The organism is Bradyrhizobium sp. LA6.8 (assembly GCF_040547935.1).
In the GTDB taxonomy this organism is placed as follows: Bacteria; Pseudomonadota; Alphaproteobacteria; order Rhizobiales; family Xanthobacteraceae; genus Bradyrhizobium; species Bradyrhizobium barranii.
The window spans coordinates 1,325,451-1,348,947 of sequence record NZ_JBEPQQ010000002.1; the positions used below are offsets into that span (position 1 = coordinate 1,325,451).

Below are 23,497 nucleotides of genomic sequence, written 5' to 3' on the forward strand. Positions count from 1 at the left end.
AACGCTAAGGCCCAATGGTATACCACTGGTATATTGAGCCGGCCTGCACCGGCGCCGGGACATCAGCTCTCATGAACGATTCTCCTTCGTATACGGTTTCGCTCGAGCCGCTGTCGGCCGAGGCTTTTGCTCCTTTCGGCGACGTGGCTTCGCGTCCGACCGGCGAACGAAGGCGCTACCTTCCGACCATGCAGAACCATGCCGACGTAGCAAAATCGTTCTCGCTCTGGATCAGTGGAGCGGTGACGCTGGGACGGCTTCCGCTACGAGCTACCATGCTGGAGCGGCACCCATATTCCGCGCAGACCTTCGTGCCGCTCGGCTCCGCGCGCTATTTGGCCATGGTCTGCTCAGCCGCACCGAATGGTGATCCTGACCTGACGACGCTGCGGGGGTTCATCGCGAGCCCCGACCAGGTCGTCACGTACGCGCGCAATGTGTGGCATCATCCAATGACTGTGCTCGACGCCCCCATGGAGTTTGCGGTGGCGATGGGGGTAACCGGCCTGCACGACGATGACGTGTTCTTCGGTCTCGATGGCGCGGTGACCATCGTGATGCCGCCCTCAGGCTCATAGGAGATAGACAACCGTGACCGTGCAGGCTGATCACAATCGCGACTTCATCGGCTATGGACGTAATCCGCCGGATCCGAAATGGCCTGGCGCTGCGCGCATCGCGCTCAATATCTGTGTCAACTATGAGGAAGGGTCGGAGGCGTCGTTTGCTGATGGCGACGGCATCACCGAGACGGCGCTGACGGAGGGCGGGGGCGGCTTCGAGGGGCGGGATCTCGCTGCGGAATCGATGTTCGAATATGGCAGCCGCGTCGGCTTCTGGCGGCTGATCCGGTTACTGGCTGAGCGCGGCATGACCGCTACCGTGATGGGGTGCGCCCTCGCGCTGGAGCGCAACCCGGAGGCGGCCGCGGCCATCCGTGAGCATGGATACGACGTGTGCGCCCATGGCTGGCGCTGGGAACGGCATCAGCTTCTCCGTGAGGATGAGGAGCGCGAGCGAATCAGAAAGACGATTACAAGTCTCACCCGGACAATCGGTGAGAGGCCCCTCGGCTGGTATTGCCGCTACGGCGCGGGCGTGAACACCCGCCGGCTGGTGGCCGAGGAGGGTGGCTTCCTTTATGATTCCGACGCCTACAATGACGAGCTGCCGTACTGGACCACCGCCGCGGGCAAGCCGCATCTGATCGTCCCTTATGGTCTTGTGAACAACGACGCCAAGTTCATCCGTGGCGCGATGACGACCGCCGATGATTTCTTCGCCTATCTGAAAGATGCCTTCGACATGCTTCATGCCGAAGGCGCAAGCGCGCCGAAGATGATGTCGGTGGGCCTGCACACCCGGATCGCCGGCCATCCGGGCCGGGCTGCGGGCCTCGCGCGGTTTCTCGACCACGTCGCCAAGCGTGATGCGGTCTGGATTTGCCGGCGCGCCGACATTGCCCGGCATTGGATTGCCACCCATCCCGCACAACCCGTGAAGCCTTGACGCATGGAAGGACCCGACCGATGACGCTCCGATCGAAGCATCTTGTAATCGCCTTGATCCTAGCCGGGATCCAGGTCGCAGGCTGGAACCCGGCTCACGCTCAGGAGGCAGATCATCCCTCCGATAAGCCGCTGGTGGTCGCATCCGATTTTGGTGTCGCGCCATGGATGGTCCGGGGCACGAGCGGGCCCGAGGGCTTCGGCGTAGACCTGATTAACGAGATCGGCAAAGAACTCGGCCGTTCGAAGGTCGAGATCGTGGACATCAACTTCTCCGGACTGTTTGCGGCGTTGTTTGCCAAGCGGGTCGAATTCCTGGTCAACCCGCTCAACCTGACAGCCGAACGATCCGAGCGGATGCTCTACACCGAACCGCTATTCACCACGGGAAACGGCTTCCTGGTCCGTGCCGCCGACGAAATGAAAGGCTTTGACGATCTGAAAGGCAAGGCGGTGGCAGTGAATCGCGGCACGATCTCAGACACCTGGGCGACCGCGAATGCCGAAAAGTACGGGTTCGAGGTGCAGCGTTACGATACCTTTCCGGACAGTGTGCAGGCCGTGCTGACCCGGCGCGCATTCACCGCGCTGAACGAGATTCCGACGACGGTGTATGCCGCCAGCCAGAACAAGGCGATCAAAGTTGGCTACAAGGACTTCAACGGTCGCAACTTCGCCTATGCGTTCCGTTTGGAGGACACCGAGTATCGCAACAAGGTCGAGAACGTGATTGAATGCATGAAACTCGACGGGCGGCTGCGCAAGCTGCACGAGAAGTGGTACGGGGCCGCTCCGGATGCCGGCTCGGCGATCGAGACGGTGTTTTTCGGCTACGGGCCTCCCGGCTTCAAAGGCTTCGAGCCGGCTGCCCACATTCCGGCGTGCAAGAAGTAGCCAGGCACGAGAGCCGGATCGCAGGGCGGTCCGGCCGCCACTTGGTGACAGCCGATGGACCGCATTCTCGAGTACTATTTCAATCCGAAGGTCATCGCACTCGCGTTTCCGGACGTGCTGGCGGGCTTTCGCGTGACTGTCGCCGTCGCGTTGCTGATTATCGTGTTCGGCATCGCGACCGGATTGCTGTTAGCGCTGCTTCGTTGTGCCAACCTGCGGCTGTTGAACGCGTTGATCGTTGTCTACGTGGACGTGCTGCGGACGTTGCCACAACTCGTCATCATCGTGTTCATCTATTTTGGCCTGCCGTACGTGGGTCTCACCCTCTCGCCATTCGTGACCACGGTGCTGTCACTGGCCATGGTGCTGTCGGCGTTCAGCAGCGAGATATTCTGGTCAGCCATCATGGCGGTGCCCCGTGGACAATGGGATGCAGCGAGCGCTCTCGGATTTGGGCGGGTACGCACGTTGCTGCAGATCATTTTGCCTCAGGCTTTCCGGCTCGCAGTCCCACTTTTGACCAACCGGGCGATCTCGATCAGCAAAGGCACTGCACTGGGCACCGCGGTGTCATTGCCAGAAACCCTGGGCCAGGCGCAGAGCGTGACTGCAATTGTCGCGAACCCCTCGCCGCTGACGCTTGCAGCAGCCTTTTATGTGCTGTTCTTTCTGCCGCTCGTAATTGCCAGTCGATGGATCGAGCGGCGATCGGCACAAGGACGATGAGAGGATGTAATGCAAGCGCTGCTTGATAACTTCGCCGACATCGACGCGTTGATGCGGGTTTATCCGCTGCTGCTGCAGGGCCTGCTTTACACCCTGGCCCTGGCGCTGGTGGCTCTGCCACTCGGCCTCCTGTTAGGTCTTTCCATCGCGGTGGCTTATAGCTTCCATCATCGCTGGCTGAACGTCGCTCTGCTGGTCTATATCGATGTCTTCCGGGCGTTCCCGGTGGTAGTGCTTCTGATCCTCGTCTTCTATGGCCTGCCGTTTCTCGGGTTGACCCTGGGCGGCTTTGCTGCCGCCATTCTCGCGCTCGTGCTTAACAATTCCGGTTATTACGGCGAAATTTTTCGCGCAGGGATCGCGTCCGTTCCTCGGGGTCAGTACGAGGCAGCGCGCGCGCTGGGCTTCAGGCCGCTGCATGTCGTGCTCTACATCGTCCTGCCACAGGCGATACGCAATGTGCTAGCGCCGTTGGCCAGCAATTCACTGGAGCTGATCAAGGCCACCTCGATCGGTGCGCTGGTCGCGCTTCCAGAACTGCTGCGCTCGGCACGCGTCGCTCAAGAGCAAACCTATAATCCGACACCGCTGATGGCGGCGGCGGTGATTTTCTTCGTCCTGCTGTATCCGATTGCGCGTTGGGTGGCGCGCCTGGAGCGGCAAGCACTGGTAGCAAGATAAGCTATGGCCACGTTGATCACCGGCGGTGCCGGATTCATCGGGCTCGCGCTGGCGGAGCGTTTTCTGGCGGCGGGCCAGCGTGTCGTGCTGTTCGACTTGGCGCCGGCCCCGATGGAGCTGCTGGCGCGATCTGAGCTTGCAGGCGCCGTCTGCGTCAACGGCGATGTCACGTGCCAAACCGATCTCGACGCGGCGCTGGCAGCTGCGCCAATCGACCGCATAGTCCACGCGGCCGCAGTGACACCGAATGAGCAGCGCGAACGTACGGATGCTCGCCGGATCGTCGATGTCAATGTCGGCGGTACAATCAACTTGATGGAGCGCGCGATCGCGCACGGCGGAATTCGACGTGTCGTCGCGGTAAGTTCTGTTGCCGTCTACGGTTTTTCTGCACCTGCCCCGTCCGGCTATTTCGAGGAAGCGATCAGCCATCCGGCGCCAGCCGCACTCTACGGTATCAGCAAGCTTGCGGCGGAACAGGCGGCGATCAGGATCGCGCATCTCCACGGCTGCGACACACGGATTGTCCGGCTCGGCCCCGTCTATGGTCCTTGGGAATTGCCGACCCCGGTGCGAGATGCGCTCAGCCCGCACCACCAGGTCCTGCAGGCACTCCAGTCTGGTCACGAGGCGGTGCTACCGCGCGCGATGCGCGCAGACTGGATCTACTCGCGTGATGCTGCCGCCGGTATCGCTGCGGTCGCCATGGGCGCATCCCTCGGCCATACGGTCTATCACGTCGGTGGCGGCGGCCTGTCAGACCTGCCGAGCTGGTGTCGAACGTTGGGGGCTCGCTTTCCGGATTTCCGCTGGCGGAACGCCGCATCAGGCGAGACCTCCAGCATTGTTTACAATCTGCCTGTCGATCGCGCGCCCTTGAGCATCGCGCGTCTTGTCCGCGACACTGGCTTCAGTCCGGCCTTTTCGGTGAGCGAGGCGGCCAATGATTATCTATCTTGGATGGGGTTTAATGGCCGCGCCGGGAGTGCATCATGACCGAGCGACTACTTGGCAAATCGATCGTGATCACGGGAGCATCGTCCGGTATTGGGCGCGCCATCGCTTTCCGTTTTGCTGCCGAAGGCGCACGGCTGGTGCTGGCCGATGTCACCACCGACGTGCGTGAAGGTGGCGTTCCGACCATCGATCGGCTGCGGGCGGCGGGGCACGAGGCAAAGTTCATCCGCACTGACGTGTCGTCCGAAAGCGAAGCTCAAGAGGCGATTGGGTTGGCCGTGCAGACCTTCGGGCGGCTCGATGGTCTCGTTAACAATGCCGCCATCGGGATAGGCAAGCCGCTGCTAGAGACCAGCCTTGACGAGTGGAACCGCGCCTTTGCGGTCAATCTCACCGGCGTATTCTTGATGAGCAAGGCTGCCGTCGCCGTAATGCTAAAGCAGGAGGCGCGCAACGGCGTGCGCGGCCGTATTGTCAATATCTCATCTCAACACGGCATGATCGCCTGTCCGGAGGATATCGCCTACGGCACTTCGAAAGCCGGCGTCGTCTACATCACCCGGCAAATCGCCGCCGATTATGCGCGGGATCATGTCATCTGTAACGCGGTGGCGCCCGGCAAGATCGTGACGGGCAAGCCGGGTCGTGCCGCGGAAGCACGCTGGATGGACTATTCACGCAGCCGCACGCCGATGCCGCGCCTAGGCGCGCCCGACGACGTCGCCGGGGCCGCGCTTTTTCTGGCTTCGGACGATGCAACCTTTATCACCGGTGAGAACATTCTCGTCGATGGCGGCTGGATGGCCGCGTGAGTCCTGGAGATCCCCATGATGAGCAAGCCTGATTCCACAAATGCCACCGCAGCCGCGCCAATCATCGAGATGACAGGGGTCAGCAAGTGGTACGGCAGCACTCAAGTGCTGAAGGACATCAACTTCCGCGTCGCGCGCGGCGAGCGCGTGGTGGTCTGCGGTCCTTCCGGGTCCGGAAAATCAACCATGATTCGCTGCATCAACCGGCTCGAGGAGCACCGTGACGGCAAAATCATCGTCAACGGCGTTGAACTCGATCACACCACGAAAAATGTGGACGTGGTGCGCCGCGATGTCGGAATGGTGTTCCAGCAGTTCAACCTGTTTCCGCATCTCACCGTGCTGCAGAACTTGATGATCGGGCCTGTCAAGATCCGGAATATTCCAAAGCCAGAGGCCGAAGCGACGGCAAGGCAGTATCTGGAACGGGTGCGGATCGTTGAGCATGCGGACAAGTATCCGAGCCAGCTCTCCGGCGGACAACAGCAGCGCGTTGCGATTGCCCGAGCGCTCTGCATGAAGCCGAAAGTTATGCTGTTCGACGAGCCGACGTCAGCTTTGGATCCAGAGATGGTCCAGGAGGTCCTCGACGTGATGGTCTCGCTAGCGCGCGAAGGGATGACGATGGTATGTGTGACTCACGAGATGGGTTTTGCGCGAAGTGTTGCAGACAGAGTGGTGTTCATGGATGCTGGTGTAATTATCGAAGAGGGCTTGCCTCTCGAGTTCTTCTCCGATCCTAAACAGGAGCGAACTCGTGCGTTCCTCAAACAAATCATGCACTAAGGCATCCAACAGCCGCGATCGCCTGGTCGCTAGTAGATTGCGTGCTCATCCTCATAACTGGCGAAGATTTGGCTTCACTGGAATAGCTAACTCCAGTGCGGAGCAAAGTGCTTCCCCTAACCTCGAAGGAAGTCCTGGGGCTCCGTGCAAGATTCTCTCAACAAATGTCTTCAGTAGAATGACTTGCTTCTTTCGAAGGGGCACAGCGTTTATTCTCTTCGCCGCAGCCTTAAGGATCGCTTGATCGCTGCTAAGGCGCCGGACAGCCTAATCGAGGGCTTGAGGGGACGCCGAACAGGCAAACCCAAATACGGTGATGGTCCTCCGCTCGAGCTCAAACCTGAATTCTTGGACTCGATTGCCTTCACTCCGCCCTCGCGGCTGTAGCTTTCCAGCAGAGGGGCGCACGACTGCGCGTCGTCTCAGCGCGCTTTCAATTCGGCAAGCTCGGCTTCAAACCTCTCGAACATCGGAAGGTGCACGTCTCCATCCATTTCGATGAAGTAGGCGAGCAAAACCGACGCGCGTTCGATGCGCTCGATGCCCGCCTGCTGAAGACACCGAAGACATGATGTCTGTATGCGTGTACCATGGGACGAAGCGGCGGAGCTGTAAAAAAAACCGGCCTGATGAGCGATTCGTCGAAGTCATGCCCGGGGCCGAAAAAGAGGATCGCATACCATGACGGCCGAGCTATCGGGGGTTGGCAAACATGTTCACTATGGCGCGTTCGATCTAACCCTGGCCTTCGCGAACGCTTCGCTCAAGGACGGGCGTTTTGTCCAGCTCGTACGAGCCCTCAGAAATCTTGAAGCCTCGCTCTCCATTCGCGCCGATCTAGAAGAGGCAAAAAAAGCCATCGATGCTTGCCGCGCTCTTCCGAGGGATGCAACCTCCGGCGCGCCCACGGAGACTGGGCAGATTTTTATGGAGGCCGTGTTTATTCACGCGCTAATGCTCTATTGCCGGGCCGTCCACAGCAGCACCAAGGAAAGGCACAAGATTGACGTGCTTGGGTCCTACACGCCTGAACAGAAAGTCTTGCACGCTGATATCACTGCGCTTCGCGACAACGTCGTGGCTCACTATGGCCGCGGCGACAATCACGTCGGCGGTCCCTGGAATCACGACCACATCGTGCTTCGCACCAATCCCTCTGGTTTTGCGTTCAGCTACCCGCGTATCAGAGTGGGTTCCAAGGCCGTGGTCGTCCAATCACTGCTCACCTTGATTGAAAAGAGCCTGGCGCGGATGATTGAGTACGGGACGAAGAAGCAGAACGAACTTGCCGGACTTATCCGTACGGCTCTCCAGGAAGACGATGAATTCATAAATCGTGTGTCGTCTTACCCGTTCAGCGAAGAAACCTTCTTTGGGTTCGCGCACCCGCCCGGTTCATCCTCGCGCTTCACCCTTCCCAAAGGAACGCCTTTGCGGAAAGGTACCGAGTAGCGGGCCTTGATAGGCATTAATTCGACTTGCGGGTGGCTTGGTGCCGTCCGACATAGCCTACAACCACTTTCCGTGCCTTTTCATCAAAGAAGAAAGTAACGCGGATCGTGTGGCTCGGCTCGGTGCTGACGCCATATCCGATGTGTTCCTTTAGCTTAACGCGCGCGCCGCCGTACGTTACTCGTAATCCGCGGCATAAGTGCTCATCGTGATTTCGGACTGATGCGCATTGTATCTGAATTGGCAGCTCTCGCGGCAAGAGTGGTCCAAAATCAGTACATCGCTCAACGCCAGTTGGCGCGGATACGCACTGCTCCTGGAATCCGCGATCCGTGCTCATTCGTCCGCCCCACACGACTCGGATATCGATCAAGCCCGCAACGTTTGGCGCCCTGATGGGGACAACGATGAACCGGTCCCGTAGGACTAGATCAGTGCGCCAAGAGCGGCCCTCGTCGCGGTTGAGTGAAAGCGTTTCCGCGACTCATTTGCGGCCTTTCCCCGCCGAACGCGCTAAAGTAGAGCAAATCTTTCAAATAAACGCAATGCGTGCATCGAATCGATAGACGCGCTATCGCTAGGGAAGGCGGGCGTATCGAGGCGGTCGGCCCGCGCTTTGAATTCCGGAGATCGAGATGAGAACGGCTTGGCATTGGTTTGAGCGGATCGCGCATTGGCTTGTGATCATCGGAATCGTTTGGATCGGCGTGATCATTGGCAAACCGGCAGAAAAAAGTGGGAGCCAGCCGACCTTCGCCGGCGCCGACCAGAAGCAGAAGCGCCTCGCGATCTATCTCGACGGGACGTGGAATTCTGTCGATAGCAATACGAACGTCTGGCGGATGCGGGCGCTGACCACGTCCAAAGGTAAGGATGACAAGCCCCAGCTCGTCTATTACTCGGTCGGCGTCAACGGCATCATCGGCGGCATGTTCGGGCAGGGCATCGATGACAACATCCGCCTGGCCTACGAGTGGCTTGTCGAAAATTATAACGAGGGGGACGAGATCTTCATCTTCGGGTTTAGCCGCGGCGGCTATACCGCGAGGGCGCTCGCCGGCTTGGTCGCGATTAACGGCATCCTGAAGGCAGGTTCACCCATCGGCGTGGCCGAGCTCTTCGAACGGTACAGGAAAGGCGACGAGGAGACTATCTGGAGGTTGAAGGAGATCCAGCAGTCCGGCGACGTCGGCAAGCTGTCGGAGCAGGAGCGGTGGCTACTCAAGTATTCCCAGCTGGCCGACGTTAAGATGATCGGTGTCTGGGACACCGTTGGTTCCGTAGGCCTTGCGGCGGGCAACATCAAGGGCATCAGCCGCCAGCAATTCGACTACCTGCAGACCGGGCTCCGGATCCACATCCTCAACGGATATCATGCCCTTGCCATCGACGAGCACCGCAAGGATTTCGCCCCCACTCTCTGGACCGTCCGGCATCCCAAGGATCCGAATGCTGTAATCGCGCGACCCCGTCCGATGTCCGGCGTTGAGCAGCGATGGTTCGTCGGGGCTCACGCCAACGTTGGTGGGGGGTACGAGACCGACCTTCTGAACCAGGCGCCGCTACGTTGGCTCATGAAGAAGGCCGAATCGCACGGGCTGGCATTCAGGTCCGAGGTTGAACTTGAAGGCGACGTCGTCACAGCACCTATTACCGATTCCTATCGGGACTTCGGTTACGGATACTACCATCATGTCTTCGCGCCGCTTTACCGTCCGATCGGTGCCGACCCCGAAATCAAAGACGACGGTACCCACCCGACCGTCAATGAGACGATCGACGCCAGCGTGTTTAAGCGTTGGCGCGCTGATGCGGAATACCGACCGGCTAATCTCGTCGAGTGGGCAAAGCGCAAGAACGTCGATCCAGCCACTTTGCAGACGTCGGTGTCAGCGGAGAAACCTACGACTGCAGTGCCGGAACCATAAGGATCAGGCCCGTGTCCGGATCACCTGCTCTTAACTCGACGCTGTCTATCGGGTTGTAGCTATTTGTCGGGCAAAGCTTAGATCTAATGTTCGCCGGTGCAACGTTCGGTCTTTCGAACGAAGCCCGCTGCGAGTTTTGGGGTGCAAGCATTGAATGCAAGGTGACTAGGGTTGAAAGTAAGATGACAAAAAAAGGCGGATCGCAGAAGCTGAAGGAGCAAAATCGGCGCCAGCTCTGGCTCATCATCGCCGCTAACGCCGTTGTATTCTACGGGGCGTGTCAGTGGTCTACGTTCGAATTGTCCGGGATCAAGGCGGCCCTTACGGGGGCTGCAAACCTATTACCCGTCGGTCTCGCCGTTGTGGTCACGACGATCGCCAACGGACTGCTCGCTTCGGCAATGAAGGAGCGGTTGGTGTTTCTGCGATGGATCAATGTCCTTCCAGGGCATCGCGCGTTCAGTGTACACGCGAAGGTAGATCCACGGATAGATTTCATCCGTCTGCAGCGCGCGTGCGGCAACAAGGTTCCGAGCGATCCTAAGGAGCAGAACAGCCTTTGGTATCGGTTTTACCTTGAAGTACAGGACGTTCCTGCCGTTCTGCAGGTGCACCGCGACTATCTGCTGCTGCGGGATTACACGGGTCTGGCCGCACTATTCGTCATCGGGCTCGGTATCGCTGCGCTGTTTCTCGTCGCACCATGGAGGGCATGCGGTCTGTATTTCGGCATTCTTGTGCTTCAACTGATTGTCGTCCGGCATGCGGCCGCTACGTACGGCGTCCGGTTCGTTTGCACGGTGCTGGCCCAGAAGGCCGGAAAACCAGCGACTTCTAACGCCGCCAAAAAACCACGCGCATGAAGCCGGACCGACGTCGCGGCGGATCGAGAACGAGCGGCGGACTCGTCGGCTCGAAGAGATGAGGCCGGATTTCCTCCGGCGTCACGATGGTTACCAAGGTTGGTTGACCGACGCGGTCGAGAATGCCTCGCAGGTTGATGACCGCGGTCTTATCCGTGTCGCTGAGATCCGATCCGCCCGCGGGGTGAGTGTGCCACTCGCCGACGTAGGTCAGCAGACCGCCAGTACGGCGTTCGACTAGAGCGATGGCTTCCGGCAGTTTCTCCGTACCCCTCATGAAGACCCAGGGCGTGCCTCGGCTGTCGGGCGGAGCCGGCACTAAGCGGGTCACGTAAATCGTCTTCCTTGTCGCCGCCCGGCGGCCGATCAGGATCCCGCCGGTCTCGCTCGGACTGTGCCGACGCATCAGTTCTGACATCTGCTTCGCGGCAGTCGCCGCGATTCGAATTTGCCATCCATAGTCGGCGCCGAGCACCACGGTCGGGTCGATGGTCCGCGCGCTCGCGCGACTGTCGCCTTCTTCGCCAAGGAAACTCAGATTGACGACGCCCTCAGTCCGCGCCGGCCCGTCCTTGGCCAGATAGGGCCGCAGCCGACGGGTAGCGGCTGCGGCGTGAAACGACACCACCTCGTCGGCCAACCGCATGGTCGCCGAACTGCAGCTCAATCCGACCTGGATGTCCTCGAGGCCGCCGGATCCGACGCGATCTTCGCGCGTCGACTTGACCTCCTCCAGCCAGGCAGCGACCGCATCGTCCTCGATCGCGGAATCGTAGATCAGCGTTTGGAGGTCGTCGATCCGCGGATTGCGCCCCTCTCCCTCGATCGACAGCAGGCCGAGCTTGCCGCGATGTGCGATCTCAGCGCGATGCACGCGCAGCGTCTCGGGCAGGGCGGCGTCGCGAAGCGCGTTGAGCACGACGTTGGAGGCGGTCAGATCGATCAGGTTTCGATAACCGTCCGCAAAATTCTCTCCCCTCAAAGTCGACAGAACCGAGACGGCGCTTGCCTCGATCGGCAGGTCTTTCTGTCCCGGATAGAGCTTCAGCAATTCGTCCTTGAGCGCTTCGGCCTTCGGCTTTCCGATCGAACTTCCTCCCAGAGCGTGTCGGACGAGATTGTGCGGGGACATATGGGCCCAATCGAATATCTTCAGTTCGACGTTGCCGCTGCGCGCGAGATGGGAGGCGACCTTGGACCCCAAGGCTCCTGCGCCGAACAGAAGCGAGGGCTGCGCAGCGTTCTCCGGCGCGATCGCCGATATCTCCCGGGCGAAGGAAGGCGTCAGCGGCGTTCGGTGATCGGCCAGACGAACGGCCGCATCGAGGTTCCAGGACCCTTCGCTCGGCCGGTGATCTCCGCCGGCGGTCACCAGCAAGTTCAGCAGCTCGACGTCGGAATTCGTCCCGATGATGTTTCGGGGCCGCCTTATAGCGACGATCACCGGCACGCCAGCGAACAGGTGGAAGCCGTTCGCCAGATATTCCGCTAGCGCGGGCCCGATCGATAGTCCGCGATCGTCGCCCCAGACGACGAGCTCGCCCAGCGTCGTCGGGAGCTCGCCGAAATATTCGCGCGACACGTCTCGCTCGACCGCCCAAACGAGGACCCCGAAGAGGCGGCGCTGAAACTGTCCCTTCGACTCGGGCTTCTCCGCGAAATCGTTCAGGAGCTCTGCCAGATTGAGGTGCTCCTTGTAGACGTAGGGCGGAACGTCAGCCGCCCGCCGGACCGAGAAGCCGGCCTCGCCGATCTCGGCTTTGCTGTCATCGTCCAATAGGTCGAACGCGATGAGGCTGTAGCCGGCCGCACCACCCGTTGCCTTCCAACCGTCCGCGATGCGATCCAGGTTCGACTTCGGTTCGTAAATGAAGGTACCCCGGGTCTTGGCCGAACGCGTGGGTTCGAAGCCGTCACCTTCCGGCACAAGGCGATCACGGGCCGCGTCGCGAAACCAACCCCGCGCCCTTTGGACCAGTTCATAGACGTCGTGTTCGGCAAACCATGCGTCGATCGAACCGCGATGCAGGCACAGCCAGGCGGGCTGCTTCGGCGCAGTGACGTTGATGTGGGGAAACTTGGTCTTCGGAAAGTCTCGACGGTTCGAATAGACGAGGGGAGCGCGATACGGGAAGATCCGCCGTTCGAACAGAAGTGCGACCGGCTCGCGTTTTTGGATGTCGACGCCCCCAACGGGCCCCCTCCCGGGGAGTTCGACGTCGACGACGAGCGGCACGGCGATCCAGTCGTCGTTCCACTTCAACGCTTTGACGTCCTGGTTGGGGAAGCGCGATCTCAACAGGGAGATCGAGTCGCGAATCTCCGGGAGAAGCTGGGTTTCGTCGTCCTCGACCAACGTTGACGTGAAGAAATCATCCATAGGTCTGCGGCGTGCTCGCGACCGTCTTGACGGCGTCGTCGATGTGATCGACGTCCTTCGGATCTAGCAGAACCGGCCCATTTTCGCTCATTTCGAAGGTGGTCGGCAGAGGGCGCTTCTGGTCTCCTACTTCCGCGAGGCTGATGAAATTCTCCGCGCCGACGACCTCTTCGTACTCTTCCTTGGCCGCGAAATGCGGAGGATTGTCGTCGTCGTCCTTGATCTGCTTGCACGACGCGATCACACGCGCGCCGTCTAGACCCTTGTCGAGGATGGCAAGCGAATCCTCGGCCGGCACCTTGTTGTGCTTGTATTCCTCCTCGCTGAAGAACGTCCACGAACAGTGATGCGGCGCGAGGAAGAGGTCGAACGCCAGCTTGTCGTCGTCGCTGAGTTCCAGAATTTTCGACCAGATCGCCGCGCCGGCGTCGCCGCCGAACATGGCAAGACCGGCGTTCTTCGTTCCACCCACGTCGAAGCAGGCCTGCAGCACCACACTGGTGTCGTTGCGGTCGGCCAGCTTGTCGTCGACCTCCTTGCGGAACGGCGCATGGACGAAGAAGCGGAAGTCCTTTTTCGTCTTGCGGTCGATGACGTCGATGTAGTTGCCGGGCGTAATGACCAAGTCGCCGAGCCCCTTATAGGCCGGGTTATTGCTGTGACCGACGACGCGAATGCGGTTGCCAGCATCGTTGCGTACGGACGACTTCGCGAGATGGAGATCGATGCGGCGTTGCGCTTCCTTCTTGAACGCCTTGGCCCACTTCGACAGCTCGCCCTCGTGGTTGGCGAAGATACGGTGAGTGAACCAGAGCTCGTCGATGAGGATCAGGTCTTCCTTGGAGTGCTTCACTGTGTATTTGGACGGGTCGCCCGTGTAGAACATCGTGTCGAAGCCGCGACAGTGATCCTGATCAGCATGGGTCAGGATGAACACGTCGACATGGGGAATCTTGCCACCGAGCTTCTTGCCGAAATCGAGCAAGTGCTGATGCACGTCGTAGCGACTGGGATCGTCCTCGTCGCTCGCTTCCTGGGTCGTGTTGCAGTCGATGATGATCTGGGTGTTGTCGCTGAGGGTGATCAGCGAGCAGTCCCCGTTCCCGACGGGGAAATAGGTGATGCGCGGGTCCATGAAGCTTCTCTAATCTAACGGTGTAATTGAAACTTGCGATGAGTTGGCGGTGATGTCGCTTCGCCGCAAGAGGTCGAACATCTACTTTTCCCGCGCAAAACACTTGAATGGTCGTTGACTCTTTGGGAATCGAGGCAACCTGTACGAATCACCCTTAACGTGAGCCAATATTCTTCGACAATTCAGGCGATTGCGACAGTCTGTTGCGCGATCTTGTTGAAGGGAGGTGCGATGGCGGTGTCTAGGCAGCATCGATGGTGGGACTAATTGCTTCTAAATGCGGACTCTCAGACACTTCGCCGACAAAAATTAAGGCCGTGTGGAGAAGATCCAGCTCTTCGCTTTAATCCGCAGCCGGCGCGCTCCGGACGTCCTGAGCGACGAATTATTCGAATCCTTGAGTTTTCTCTGGTCTCGTGACACGGCTGCGTTGACTCTCTCGGTCGGGTGAGGCGGTTTGGGAGCATGCAGACCGTCTCACCGAGCGCAAAAAGCCAACGCAAATGACGCCGCAACAATGATCGGCGATCTGACGTTCGAGGTACACGACGTCGGGAACGTCACTATTGCAGAGGGGCGGTCGAGGTCTTGATCGAGATCGACCCTACCTTCACGAACTGCTTGGGCGGTTCGCCTGGCTTCTCCTTATGCTGAGCTTGAAAGACGACCCGTAGGCCGTTGGCGAGTTCTCCAGGATTCGACAAACCAAGCTCCGAAAGTACGTCCTTCAGCGGAATGGTAAGCGTTACAGGCGCCAGATGCCCCCCGTGAGCGCCGTGGCCCCCGTCATCAGTAGGCCAGGTGAACGTGCCGAGTTGTCCTACTTTGACCTGCCGGATGCCTTGCTGTCCGTCCGGCAGCGTCGCCAGAATGTTGAAGCTGAAACCACCGTTCTTGCCGTCGGCACCGATCTCGACGTCCTCGAGGACGAGCCACGCCGCGGTAATTGCACCAGGACCGGCCGGGGTGCCGGTGGTGGTGAGACCATGTAGCTGCGTTTGGGCCGATTGCGGCAGCTTGAGGTCGACCGCCACCGAGCTTGCGCCGAGCGTCACTGGCTTCGCCGCGGCAACAGTAGCCATCGCTGAATTAGCAGTGGGACCAGGAAGAGGCATCGGCGCGTCGCTTTGGATGGTGGCTGCAGCAACCACAGCCGGTTGAAATACCGGAACCGGCGTCTCGTCATCATAACGGTATCCGAGCGAACCTTGACTATCTACCACCGCACCGGCCGTCTGCTTCATGTCGCCAGCCTGGTCGTACGTGAAGGTCGTTTGCTTCCATGCTGTGTCGCTCGGATTCGCGTGACCGGCCATCTTCGTCCAAACCGTCCAGAGCCTGTCGATATTAGCATGATGAACCCAAAAAACCGGATCTCTCGCCGAAGCCAGGATATTTCCCATGTCCCCGCCGATCAGGTTGTGAACGGCGCCGTGCGGATCCAGCTCAAACGGGATCGAGAAGCACTTACGCCAGTCGGACACAGAGGGCGGCAAGAGGGCCTTCTGGTCGAGCGGCGATCGCGATAACGCGCTGCTGTTGACGCTCTCGTTCACTCTGGCGTGCCACAACGGATTCGTCGCCTCACTGCCTTCAGTGAAAATCTTCGGCACATCGTCGTCTTCATACCAATTCCAGTAGGGTAGCTCGAACGGGGTCGTCGCTCCGGCTTCCTGGGCGGCGCGTTTGAGCGTTGCCTCGAAGAAGAAGAGAAACGGACGGTGCCAGGAGATGAAGTGTTCAGCCACGGCCGTTGGGCGCAGTGGATTGGGCCTAAAGCGCGTGTGCTCGCACTGATTATAGATATTACCCAGATTGCCCGGGTCGTCGGTCGTACCGTGAACCGCCGACCAATAATACCATCCGAGGGGGTCGTTCTGATTTGCCTGGGTTCTGGCCTTCATCTTGCCGACGCCGGCGCGCAAGGCGGCCACCTTCTGAGGGTCCTGCGAGAATGTTTTGGCATTCTGGCGTGTTCGCACGGCGCCGGTTTGTGCTTGGGCCGCCGTCTGAACGACGACCTGAGGCAGACCGATAAGCGCGGCGTACGAGAGTATCGCCCTTCGCGTAAGCGTCATCTTGGTTCTCCTGCGAGTCGGGACGTCAGTCCGGGCATCCTTGCGTGATCCAGTCCTCGATGATCTTGATCTGATCATCCGGTATGAACGGGCCGCCCTTCGGCATTCGCAAGGCCGGACTATCGATACCAGACCGGAGATCGATCACCAGGTTCGCAGCGGCTCCGTTCTTGCCGATGACTTCGTGCTGAATGAGCGGTTTTCCATGGCCTGAAGCAGCAAGGAGATTTGCCTTGGTGTCCCATTTAAAGGTCGGGCCGTGGCCCTGCAGATTCGCCGGCCTGCCCTTGGCTTGGGTCCATGTTGTCATGCCTTGTTCGAGGATGCCTTTGACTTGATCGAAACCCATTTTGGTCTCCTCCCGTTATTTCGAGTCGATGACGAACTTCGAGAAGATGTGGCTGACGTTCAGCTTCTTAGCTTTCAATACGACGTTAGCGTTGCTGTCCGTCACAGCCTGCGTATCGTGACAACTGAAGCAGTTGACGAAGCTGTTCTGAGTGAAGGACTCCATCGCCATGCTCGAGAGACCATCTTCGCCGGCGACGATCGCAGCCGGATCGTCCGTATCCATGCCGGCCGGATTTGCGATAGGCATGTTCACCGTGAAGAGTTGCGGCTTATCCATCCAGATAGCACCGACGAGCCGATAATTGCGCCGCGGGTCGTTCGGAGCGCTCTGCGCAAACAGCGACGTCATGGACGTGTTGAGATCGGTGACGTCACCGTCTTCGCCTGTACCCGTTCCGACCGACTTTGATCCAGGAAATAGCCGATAGACAGACGTCTCAACCGGTTTCCCGCCGCTGACAAATGTTTGAGATTTCTCATCGAACGAGGACGCCATCGCGTCGTCCTTCAGGAAATGGTTCGCCACCGACGCGAGGGTGCCCTTTTTGTAAAGCGTGAAGTCCTGTGCACTGATCGGTCCGTCGACGCCGCCCGGCAGACCGTTGTCGACGGAAGGCTGAGCTGCAGCACCCGGTGCCAGATCGCGTACGCCGTTTTCGTCCACATGTTCGAAGGTGGCCCAGACGAATTCGGGATGTCCTTCGGGTATGAACACCACGTGAAGCGCAAGCAACGCGACAGTTTCAGTGCGAGGCGGTGCCGACTCATCGATTTCAAGATTCTGACCGTTACGCTTAAGCGTGGGAACGCTGGCCTCGGCAACCGTGATGTAATTCAACGGAATGCTACCCTTCGGGACGACGCGCCAAGCAGATTTAAGCTCGACCGCTCCCTTTGGAAGTTCGAGGTTGGGGTCGGCGCTCTCGACCGCCGCCTTGGTGGTCAACTTGTTAGCCCGAACGAAGTCGACGAACGTCTGGTTCATGTGGATGGCGTAGAAGATTGGTTGGCCACTCTGATCGATCAGAAGGCCAGCAAATCCGGCTTGACGCACCCCGGCGTTTATGGAGCCGGCGGTGCTCTGTCCCGGGAATTTCGTGACATCAGCAGTGAAGTTATTCGACCCTTTTAATGCGCGGGGCGCTACAGCCAGTAGGTTCAGCCTCTTGGCCGCGAATTTCGATGCGATGGCGGGTCCAAACACATCGCCGATCGTTGGGTAGGAGAGAAAGGCCGGATTTCCATTCACAGGTTGGGCAGCGAACAAGAAGTTGTGCCAGGCGGGTTTGTAGAAAACGCAATCCGGTGCTGGGTGCGGTGGTGGCCTATCGAAGGTCGGCGCCGGCGTTTGCGGTAGCCATTTCGGATCGGCTGGACAATCGGCAATCGCGGCGTGACCGACGATCGTGCAAAAAACCACGGTCGAGGAAAGTCGCAGCAAAATGTTGTTCAGATTGTTTGTCATGAACTTACCTCCCGGAAGGAAGTGAAAGTTTGTTGGCAATCTACGCCTTCAGTATTCGCAGAACGTGCAGCAATGAATCATTTAGGCGGCCGAAGTTAGCGAAGACGGGTCTTCAGATGGAACAATGCGTGACGGATCTAAAAGGGTCCTACGCTCCTGAGAACATCGGTGGACCGTCGAAGCGCTTCGTGTCATTTGATCTCGTAGCCAGTCAATGCCTTATTGGATTGGAGAAGTGCAATGAGCTTTGCGACGTTGACGGCCTTGCTCAACATGTCACATTTGCCATGCGAGTCCTTCTGAAATCCAAGATGGTGGACGCCTACGACGAGGCCATCGTTGTCCAGTGCCGGTGCGCCGGAGCTGCCCCCTTCGGTATCGCAAAGGTGCGCAAAATCAGATTGGAGATTTACGGTGCCGACCGCGGACGCAGCCTCGGTGATACCTTTGCAGTTGAACGAAATCTGCTTCGAAAGGGAGGCGGGATGGTGAATGATGAATATGGACTCCTCCGTAAGCGGTTTGTTTCGAAGTACAAGCGCCATGGGCGGTACATCGGTTTGGGCGCCCGTAAGTTCAAGGATGGCGAGATCGTTCGCTTGGTCGCGAATCATCACGGTCCGACACCCAAATTCTCGGTTGATCTGGTCTCCATCCCAAGAGAAGTCGATGACTGCAGTCTCGCATATTCCGGACGACCACCGATCTTCGGCGCTCCAAGGGCCCCCACAATGGTCGTTTGTTACGAAAAGCATCTTCGGTGCGCCGGCGATCAAGAAGCCGCTACAACTCCAAACCTTGAACCCGTTCAAGTTCGAGCCGGAATGCGCGACGAGCATTCCTACGGCGTCGCCTTTTCGTCGACGTAATGTGTCGACGGTTTCCAGTGGTGACTCGAAGAGATCGACCCACACTTCTTTGTCACCCTGTATCGAGTAATAGGGTCGCTTAGCCGTCGTCGACATGGCGACATATTCGGCCAGTCTTACCTTGGCGGCCGGATCAGCGCTTTCGAGGAAGAAATGGAGTTCGTTGGTCGGCAAGCGATCCGTCCAGAACGGTCGATCCTGCGCTACAAAGCTGGACGATAAGGTTTGCAGTGGGCGTCCCTTGGCGTCTCTGATCGTCAGGGTCCATTTTGGACCGAAAGTCTCTGCCTTCACGGCAACTCTAATCCAACGAATATCCTTTCCGAGCATCAGCGCCGTCGAGGGGGCCGATGGTTGTAGATTTTTGCCCCAAGTCGTATTAGCGCCGAATTCCGTCGCCATCTTGGGGTCATCTTCGCAAGGTGATGAGGCAAGCGAAGGCTGGATTGCAACTAAGACAGCTGCGAGTAATGGGCTGATGCCTCGAGCCAAGCTCATCGGCAACCCTGGAAGGCTGGAGGAATGTTGCCACCAGTAAGACCCGGGATCAGAACTTCGACCTCATCGACCAGAATGGGGCGTGACGGAAGATCAGTCGAACCCTCTACGTAGAATAACGGCTTGTCGGGGGCCCAGGAAGCGTCCGTGACGAAGTTGACCAATGGCGATGTGACGGTTGGCTCTCCTTGTTTCAACTGATACTTGATACGCCAACCGGACTGACTTCCGGCTATCTGTCGATAGATAGCTCGTATCCGCTTGACCGAAATGGGCCCGATTTCGAGAGCATCTTCGTCCGTGATGTCTTTGAGACGGATGTTCTCGGTGCAGAACCATAGATTTTTTGCACTCTTCACGGTCTCGCCGGCGAGTTTCAGCAGTTGCGCATCGGGATCGCGATAGGCGAAGGTCGCGTCCACAATGCCGGCGGAAACTTTCGAGGACATGTCCCCCGTTGAAGCGGGTTTCGCAATCGCCTCGAGCCGCTGTTTGAGAAGATATCCGTTCACGTAACGCTGCGGGTAGCAGCTCGCCATTTCGGCAAGTAGACCAGCGACCAAAGCTGTCGATTGCGAGGTCCCGTAGGCGAGGCCTAGGCTGCTCGCATCGATAGTTGATGGGATCTGACGGGCGCCGGAACCGCCGGGAGCTGCGACTGTGACCAACCCTTCCGTCGAATAGTTTGCCCAATCCGGAACCGACGCTCCTGCCGCATAACAATCATCGCATGCGGTTACGACGACCACATTCTTCTGATCACCCAAGTTCATAGGGGAGTCCGCCGTTTTTCGGCCGATGTCGACCATGGGCTGCTGCCCGGCCGCGACCACCCATAGTCCTTGGCTGGACAACATGTCCTCGACCTGTGGCGGTTTATGCCTACGAGTCTCAGACGTCGTGATCGAATAGTCGTTCTTGAACTTGCCCGCGTAGACGTAGATTTTCATTCCTGCCAAATTCGCCTTCGTATCCAAAAGCTTTTTTATTGCGGCATCGGCAATCGCCTGGCTGTCGAGAGAAACGTTCGGTGCGAGTCCTCTAAAGCCGGTGGCGGCACCTGCGCTGACCATGATTCCAGCGAGATGGGTGCCGTGGTTTTTCGTCTCGTCGTACTTCTTGAATGGGCACCAGTTATTCGCAGGCGAAATGTTCGGCTTGCGCAACGCGGTGATTAGATCCGGGTGAGGATCGACGGCCTGGTCAACGAGGACGATCTCAGGGCAACTCGGATTGCCAGGTTTCGAGCAAGCGACCGTGCAACTAGGGTTGTCCGTCGCGTTCAGGAGGGAAATGTAGGGGGGGGCGGCGGTCACCGGGATCGGCGGCGCATTACAGCTCTCGGCCCAGTCGATCGGCGTGTTGCTGTATTTCGGATTGGTCGTTGGGTTGCTTTCTTTTGCCACCGCTCGCGTCTCGAACCGATCGATATCCTTGTTGAATTTTTCGACGCTTTCGACCCATTTGTAGTTCTCGGGACTCGTAGGCACCTTCAATTCCACTGCGACGCCCTCGAATCCTAACGTGCGTTGCGTACCGGCTGCTTTCTCACCGGTTTTACGACCCTTCCAGAGCTCCCGGACTTTCACCAGCCGATCATTTTCTTCCGGAATCGCGCTGTCGAAAGCGGCGCGCCACGGCACGGATTTGGTTATCGGGAGATCCGGATAGAGGACCGCCTGGCCAATAGGCGAAGGAGAGGGGAGGGAGGGGTTGAGTTGCCGGATGACTTCCTTCATCCCGTCGGAGCAACCGAGATGAAATTTGTCGAATTGAAGCCGTTGCAAGACCGCGTTGCAGGGGTCTTGGCCTTTCTCGAGCGTCAACGTACTCGTCGGCACGTCACCCGTCTTCATCAGCGTCAATACGGTCTTGGCCCAGTCGGCCGAGGGGTCTTTGCCAAGAAATTCAATTTGAAACGAGGACCCTGCTTGGCTTTCCGCGTCGTTCTGACACGCGGCCGGCTCGATAACCAAGGCGAGCAGCACTATGGCCAGTACGACTGCGACACGCATCGACTGCTCCTTCGTCGCTTGCGCTAATTGCTAACCGGGCAGGCCTTGCCCGTCTGATAGAGACATCGATGCCCGCGTTTGTCTGCATCCCGTAGCGCGAGATCGAGGCTTCCTTTGCCTCCGCAGAAATAGTGCATGACCGAGTTGGCCGTGTACGGCGTGATCGGCTTCCAACTCGTGCCTTCGGTCGCGCAGCCTGGAATGTTGGCGATGTGTTCGTGCCTATAGCCCAAGATATGACCGATTTCGTGCCTCAGAACACCGACTGGGTCGAATTGCAGGTCCTGCGCGAGGAACGGCTTGTATACGTAGAGAAACCTGTCTGGAGGAGGTGAACTAGGAAAGAACGACATGGCAATCGTCCCATCCGAGGTCGGCTCATACTTGATCTTAAAGAACGGGTTCTCGGCAACCTCGGTGAAAGTGATCCCGCACTCGGGACACACCGCGATCCAATCATCCGCAGCAGCGCGGAATTTCGCGCGCGTAAATTGGAGGCTGTCAGCGGTAGGGAAGGACTTTTCATCGAAACCGAACGTCAGCTTTCGTTGCTCCGGGGTCTTCCAATAGTCAAATTTGCCGCCGACGAGATTGACGATGAGCTCATCAGATCTCGAATTGGCGATATCGGGATTTTTGAGCGATTTCAGGTAGTCGACTATCTCCTCGCGAGCGATCGAGATATCACCCTCGACTACGTAGCGTCCGGAACCCGCGGGCGACTCGACCAGGACCTTTATAAGGCTATCCACTTTCGCCGAATTGGATGGTTCGGCGACCGCCTCCTGCAGAAGTCGGCGAGTCAATTCGGTAGGGCTCTCTGCGTCGGCGAATGCTGCTGAGCAAACCAGAGCCGCGGTCAAAGCCAGGATACTTCCCGAGAACAATCTGTGCATAGCAATACCCTCTACGGCTGACGTTGTCTCAGCCGTTCAAAAATGTCGTTGTGTTTAAAAATGGCGATTAAGTCGATAGGCTAGATCGTGCGTGGAGACACGTCAAGGTCGTATGAAAGAGAATCCGCAACGGAAGACATCGCGTCGAGTGATCGCGACCGATACCGGTGTGCGTTGAGGCAGCGACCCTGACGCAAAGTGTCGTCAAGCTTGCTCTCTCGCTGGGGTTGTGTCACGCTATTTGCTTTGGGGGCTCTTTCATATGTTGAAGCGGATTTTGCTGGCGTCTTGTTGCGCCTTGCTGACGTCGTGCGCCACGATGCCGACGGAGTCGGTCGACCACGTTTCCCTCGCGGCCGTCGAGGAGCGCGTCAAGTGCGAGATCGGTGCGGCATTTCTCAAATTGAAGGATGATCGGCGGTTTCCGGATTTAAGTACCTGGGCAGCGGGTCTCACGTTGACACTTTCTGTCGACTCCACGGGAGGAGTGACGCCGTCCACGTCGTTGACCGGACCCTTTGGCAGTGTGAGTCCTCTCGATGTGAGCCTCGGTGCGTCGCTCAACGCGAAACGTACGGCTCTACTCAATGTTTATGTTGCATTCGTCGAGGCGGCCACTCACACCTGTCCTCCCACCAGCCCCATACTCCTTGAAGGCCAATTAGGATTGGGTGACTGGATCGTTCGCGTCTTCGAGGCACAATATCTCGTGGATCAGAATTCGACGCTTCATTCGGGCTTCAACAACGACAAGTCGATCGGCTACACCATGGAGTTCCTGGTGACGCTGACCGCGGGCGTCACGCCCAATTTCATTCTGGCGAATGCAACCAATACGAAAGTCACCTTCGGCCTAGACTCCAAGTCGACAAACTCGGTCGACATTGCAATGGTGCAAATGGACCCTTCGGACTTCCGGAAGCGGTTCACAGAGGTTCTAATCAAAGGAAAGACCGAGATGCGTCCGAATCCTGAGTTCGGAAAATTTACAGCGGACGAAGCTCGATCGAAGAACATAAAGGAATTTATACCGGTTCAAGTAACGCCTGATCGGATCGAGCGGCGCCCGGCCGGAGTAGAGGCGCGGATCGGCTTCGCGACGAAACTGAAACTCGATCAAGTGCTGCAGCAACTCAACAGCAAGATCCTCATTCAGAGCTTGCGTAGATAAACAGGTACGCACAGAGTTTAGTGCAGATTGCA

At 58.6% G+C, this 23,497-nt stretch carries 20 protein-coding genes; 12 read left to right on the top strand and 8 right to left on the bottom strand.

All coding sequences use genetic code 11. The annotated features are described in order from the left end of the window. Window positions 1-71: 71 nt before the first annotated feature. From ABIA90_RS13290 to ABIA90_RS13340, 11 genes are all read left to right on the top strand, one after another. Window positions 72-578, top strand: a complete 507-nt coding sequence (locus ABIA90_RS13290; protein WP_354120192.1) for an ureidoglycolate lyase — start codon at window positions 72-74, stop codon at window positions 576-578. A 13-nt stretch (window positions 579-591) separates the two neighbouring features. Further along, window positions 592-1,509 (top strand): allantoinase PuuE, encoded by a 918-nt coding sequence (locus tag ABIA90_RS13295; protein WP_354120193.1) that lies wholly within the window; start codon window positions 592-594, stop codon window positions 1,507-1,509. 20 nt (window positions 1,510-1,529) lie between these two features. Next, complete coding sequence (locus tag ABIA90_RS13300; protein WP_354120194.1) at window positions 1,530-2,402, top strand: substrate-binding periplasmic protein; 873 nt, start codon at window positions 1,530-1,532, stop codon at window positions 2,400-2,402. A 54-nt stretch (window positions 2,403-2,456) separates the two neighbouring features. Continuing rightward, complete coding sequence (locus ABIA90_RS13305) at window positions 2,457-3,128, top strand: amino acid ABC transporter permease (RefSeq protein WP_354120195.1); 672 nt, start codon at window positions 2,457-2,459, stop codon at window positions 3,126-3,128. Between the two features lie 9 nt (window positions 3,129-3,137). Continuing rightward, window positions 3,138-3,809 (top strand): amino acid ABC transporter permease, encoded by a 672-nt coding sequence (locus tag ABIA90_RS13310; RefSeq protein WP_354120196.1) that lies wholly within the window; start codon window positions 3,138-3,140, stop codon window positions 3,807-3,809. A gap of 3 nt (window positions 3,810-3,812) precedes the next feature. Then, on the top strand, window positions 3,813-4,805 hold the full coding sequence (locus ABIA90_RS13315; protein WP_354120197.1) for an NAD-dependent epimerase/dehydratase family protein: 993 nt from the start codon (window positions 3,813-3,815) through the stop codon (window positions 4,803-4,805). Continuing rightward, a complete protein-coding gene (locus tag ABIA90_RS13320) occupies window positions 4,802-5,578 on the top strand; it encodes an SDR family NAD(P)-dependent oxidoreductase (RefSeq protein ID WP_354120198.1) in 777 nt (258 codons plus the stop codon). Before ABIA90_RS13315 ends, ABIA90_RS13320 begins: the two co-directional genes overlap by 4 nt. A gap of 15 nt (window positions 5,579-5,593) precedes the next feature. After that, window positions 5,594-6,364, top strand: a complete 771-nt coding sequence (locus ABIA90_RS13325) for an amino acid ABC transporter ATP-binding protein (RefSeq protein ID WP_502916658.1) — start codon at window positions 5,594-5,596, stop codon at window positions 6,362-6,364. Window positions 6,365-7,045: 681 nt separating this feature from the next. Then, window positions 7,046-7,816: a hypothetical protein gene (locus tag ABIA90_RS13330; RefSeq protein ID WP_354120199.1), complete on the top strand. Its 771-nt coding sequence runs from the start codon at window positions 7,046-7,048 to the stop codon at window positions 7,814-7,816. Window positions 7,817-8,451: 635 nt separating this feature from the next. After that, a complete protein-coding gene (locus ABIA90_RS13335; protein ID WP_354120200.1) occupies window positions 8,452-9,744 on the top strand; it encodes a T6SS phospholipase effector Tle1-like catalytic domain-containing protein in 1,293 nt (430 codons plus the stop codon). Between the two features lie 182 nt (window positions 9,745-9,926). Beyond that, on the top strand, window positions 9,927-10,607 hold the full coding sequence (locus ABIA90_RS13340) for a hypothetical protein (protein ID WP_354120201.1): 681 nt from the start codon (window positions 9,927-9,929) through the stop codon (window positions 10,605-10,607). Here the strand turns inward: ABIA90_RS13340 and cap2-3 are convergent. The 8 genes from cap2-3 to ABIA90_RS13380 all read right to left on the bottom strand — a co-directional run bounded on the left by cap2-3 (window position 10,579) and on the right by ABIA90_RS13380 (window position 22,294). Beyond that, the gene (cap2-3, locus tag ABIA90_RS13345) at window positions 10,579-12,987 is read right to left on the bottom strand and encodes an anti-phage 6A-MBL system cap2_3 protein (RefSeq protein ID WP_354120202.1); all 2,409 of its coding nucleotides are present in this window, start codon (window positions 12,985-12,987) and stop codon (window positions 10,579-10,581) included. The genes ABIA90_RS13340 and cap2-3 overlap by 29 nt on opposite strands. Continuing rightward, a complete protein-coding gene (gene mblB, locus ABIA90_RS13350) occupies window positions 12,980-14,122 on the bottom strand; it encodes an anti-phage 6A-MBL system MBL-fold protein (RefSeq protein WP_354120203.1) in 1,143 nt (380 codons plus the stop codon). Before mblB ends, cap2-3 begins: the two co-directional genes overlap by 8 nt. A 563-nt stretch (window positions 14,123-14,685) precedes the next feature. Continuing rightward, window positions 14,686-16,200, bottom strand: coding sequence for a tyrosinase family protein (locus tag ABIA90_RS13355; protein ID WP_354120204.1), 1,515 nt, complete (start codon window positions 16,198-16,200; stop codon window positions 14,686-14,688). 25 nt (window positions 16,201-16,225) lie between these two features. Next, window positions 16,226-16,549, bottom strand: coding sequence for a hypothetical protein (locus tag ABIA90_RS13360; protein WP_354120205.1), 324 nt, complete (start codon window positions 16,547-16,549; stop codon window positions 16,226-16,228). 15 nt (window positions 16,550-16,564) lie between these two features. Continuing rightward, window positions 16,565-18,016 (bottom strand): hypothetical protein, encoded by a 1,452-nt coding sequence (locus ABIA90_RS13365; protein WP_354120206.1) that lies wholly within the window; start codon window positions 18,014-18,016, stop codon window positions 16,565-16,567. A 191-nt stretch (window positions 18,017-18,207) separates the two neighbouring features. After that, on the bottom strand, window positions 18,208-19,287 hold the full coding sequence (locus ABIA90_RS13370) for a trypsin-like serine peptidase (protein WP_354120207.1): 1,080 nt from the start codon (window positions 19,285-19,287) through the stop codon (window positions 18,208-18,210). Window positions 19,288-19,379: 92 nt separating this feature from the next. After that, on the bottom strand, window positions 19,380-21,398 hold the full coding sequence (locus ABIA90_RS13375) for a S8 family serine peptidase (protein WP_354120208.1): 2,019 nt from the start codon (window positions 21,396-21,398) through the stop codon (window positions 19,380-19,382). A gap of 23 nt (window positions 21,399-21,421) precedes the next feature. Next, a complete protein-coding gene (locus ABIA90_RS13380; RefSeq protein WP_354120209.1) occupies window positions 21,422-22,294 on the bottom strand; it encodes a zinc metalloprotease in 873 nt (290 codons plus the stop codon). A 262-nt stretch (window positions 22,295-22,556) separates the two neighbouring features. Between ABIA90_RS13380 and ABIA90_RS13385 the strand changes: the two genes are divergently transcribed. Further along, complete coding sequence (locus ABIA90_RS13385; protein WP_354120210.1) at window positions 22,557-23,465, top strand: hypothetical protein; 909 nt, start codon at window positions 22,557-22,559, stop codon at window positions 23,463-23,465. Window positions 23,466-23,497: the final 32 nt, after the last annotated feature.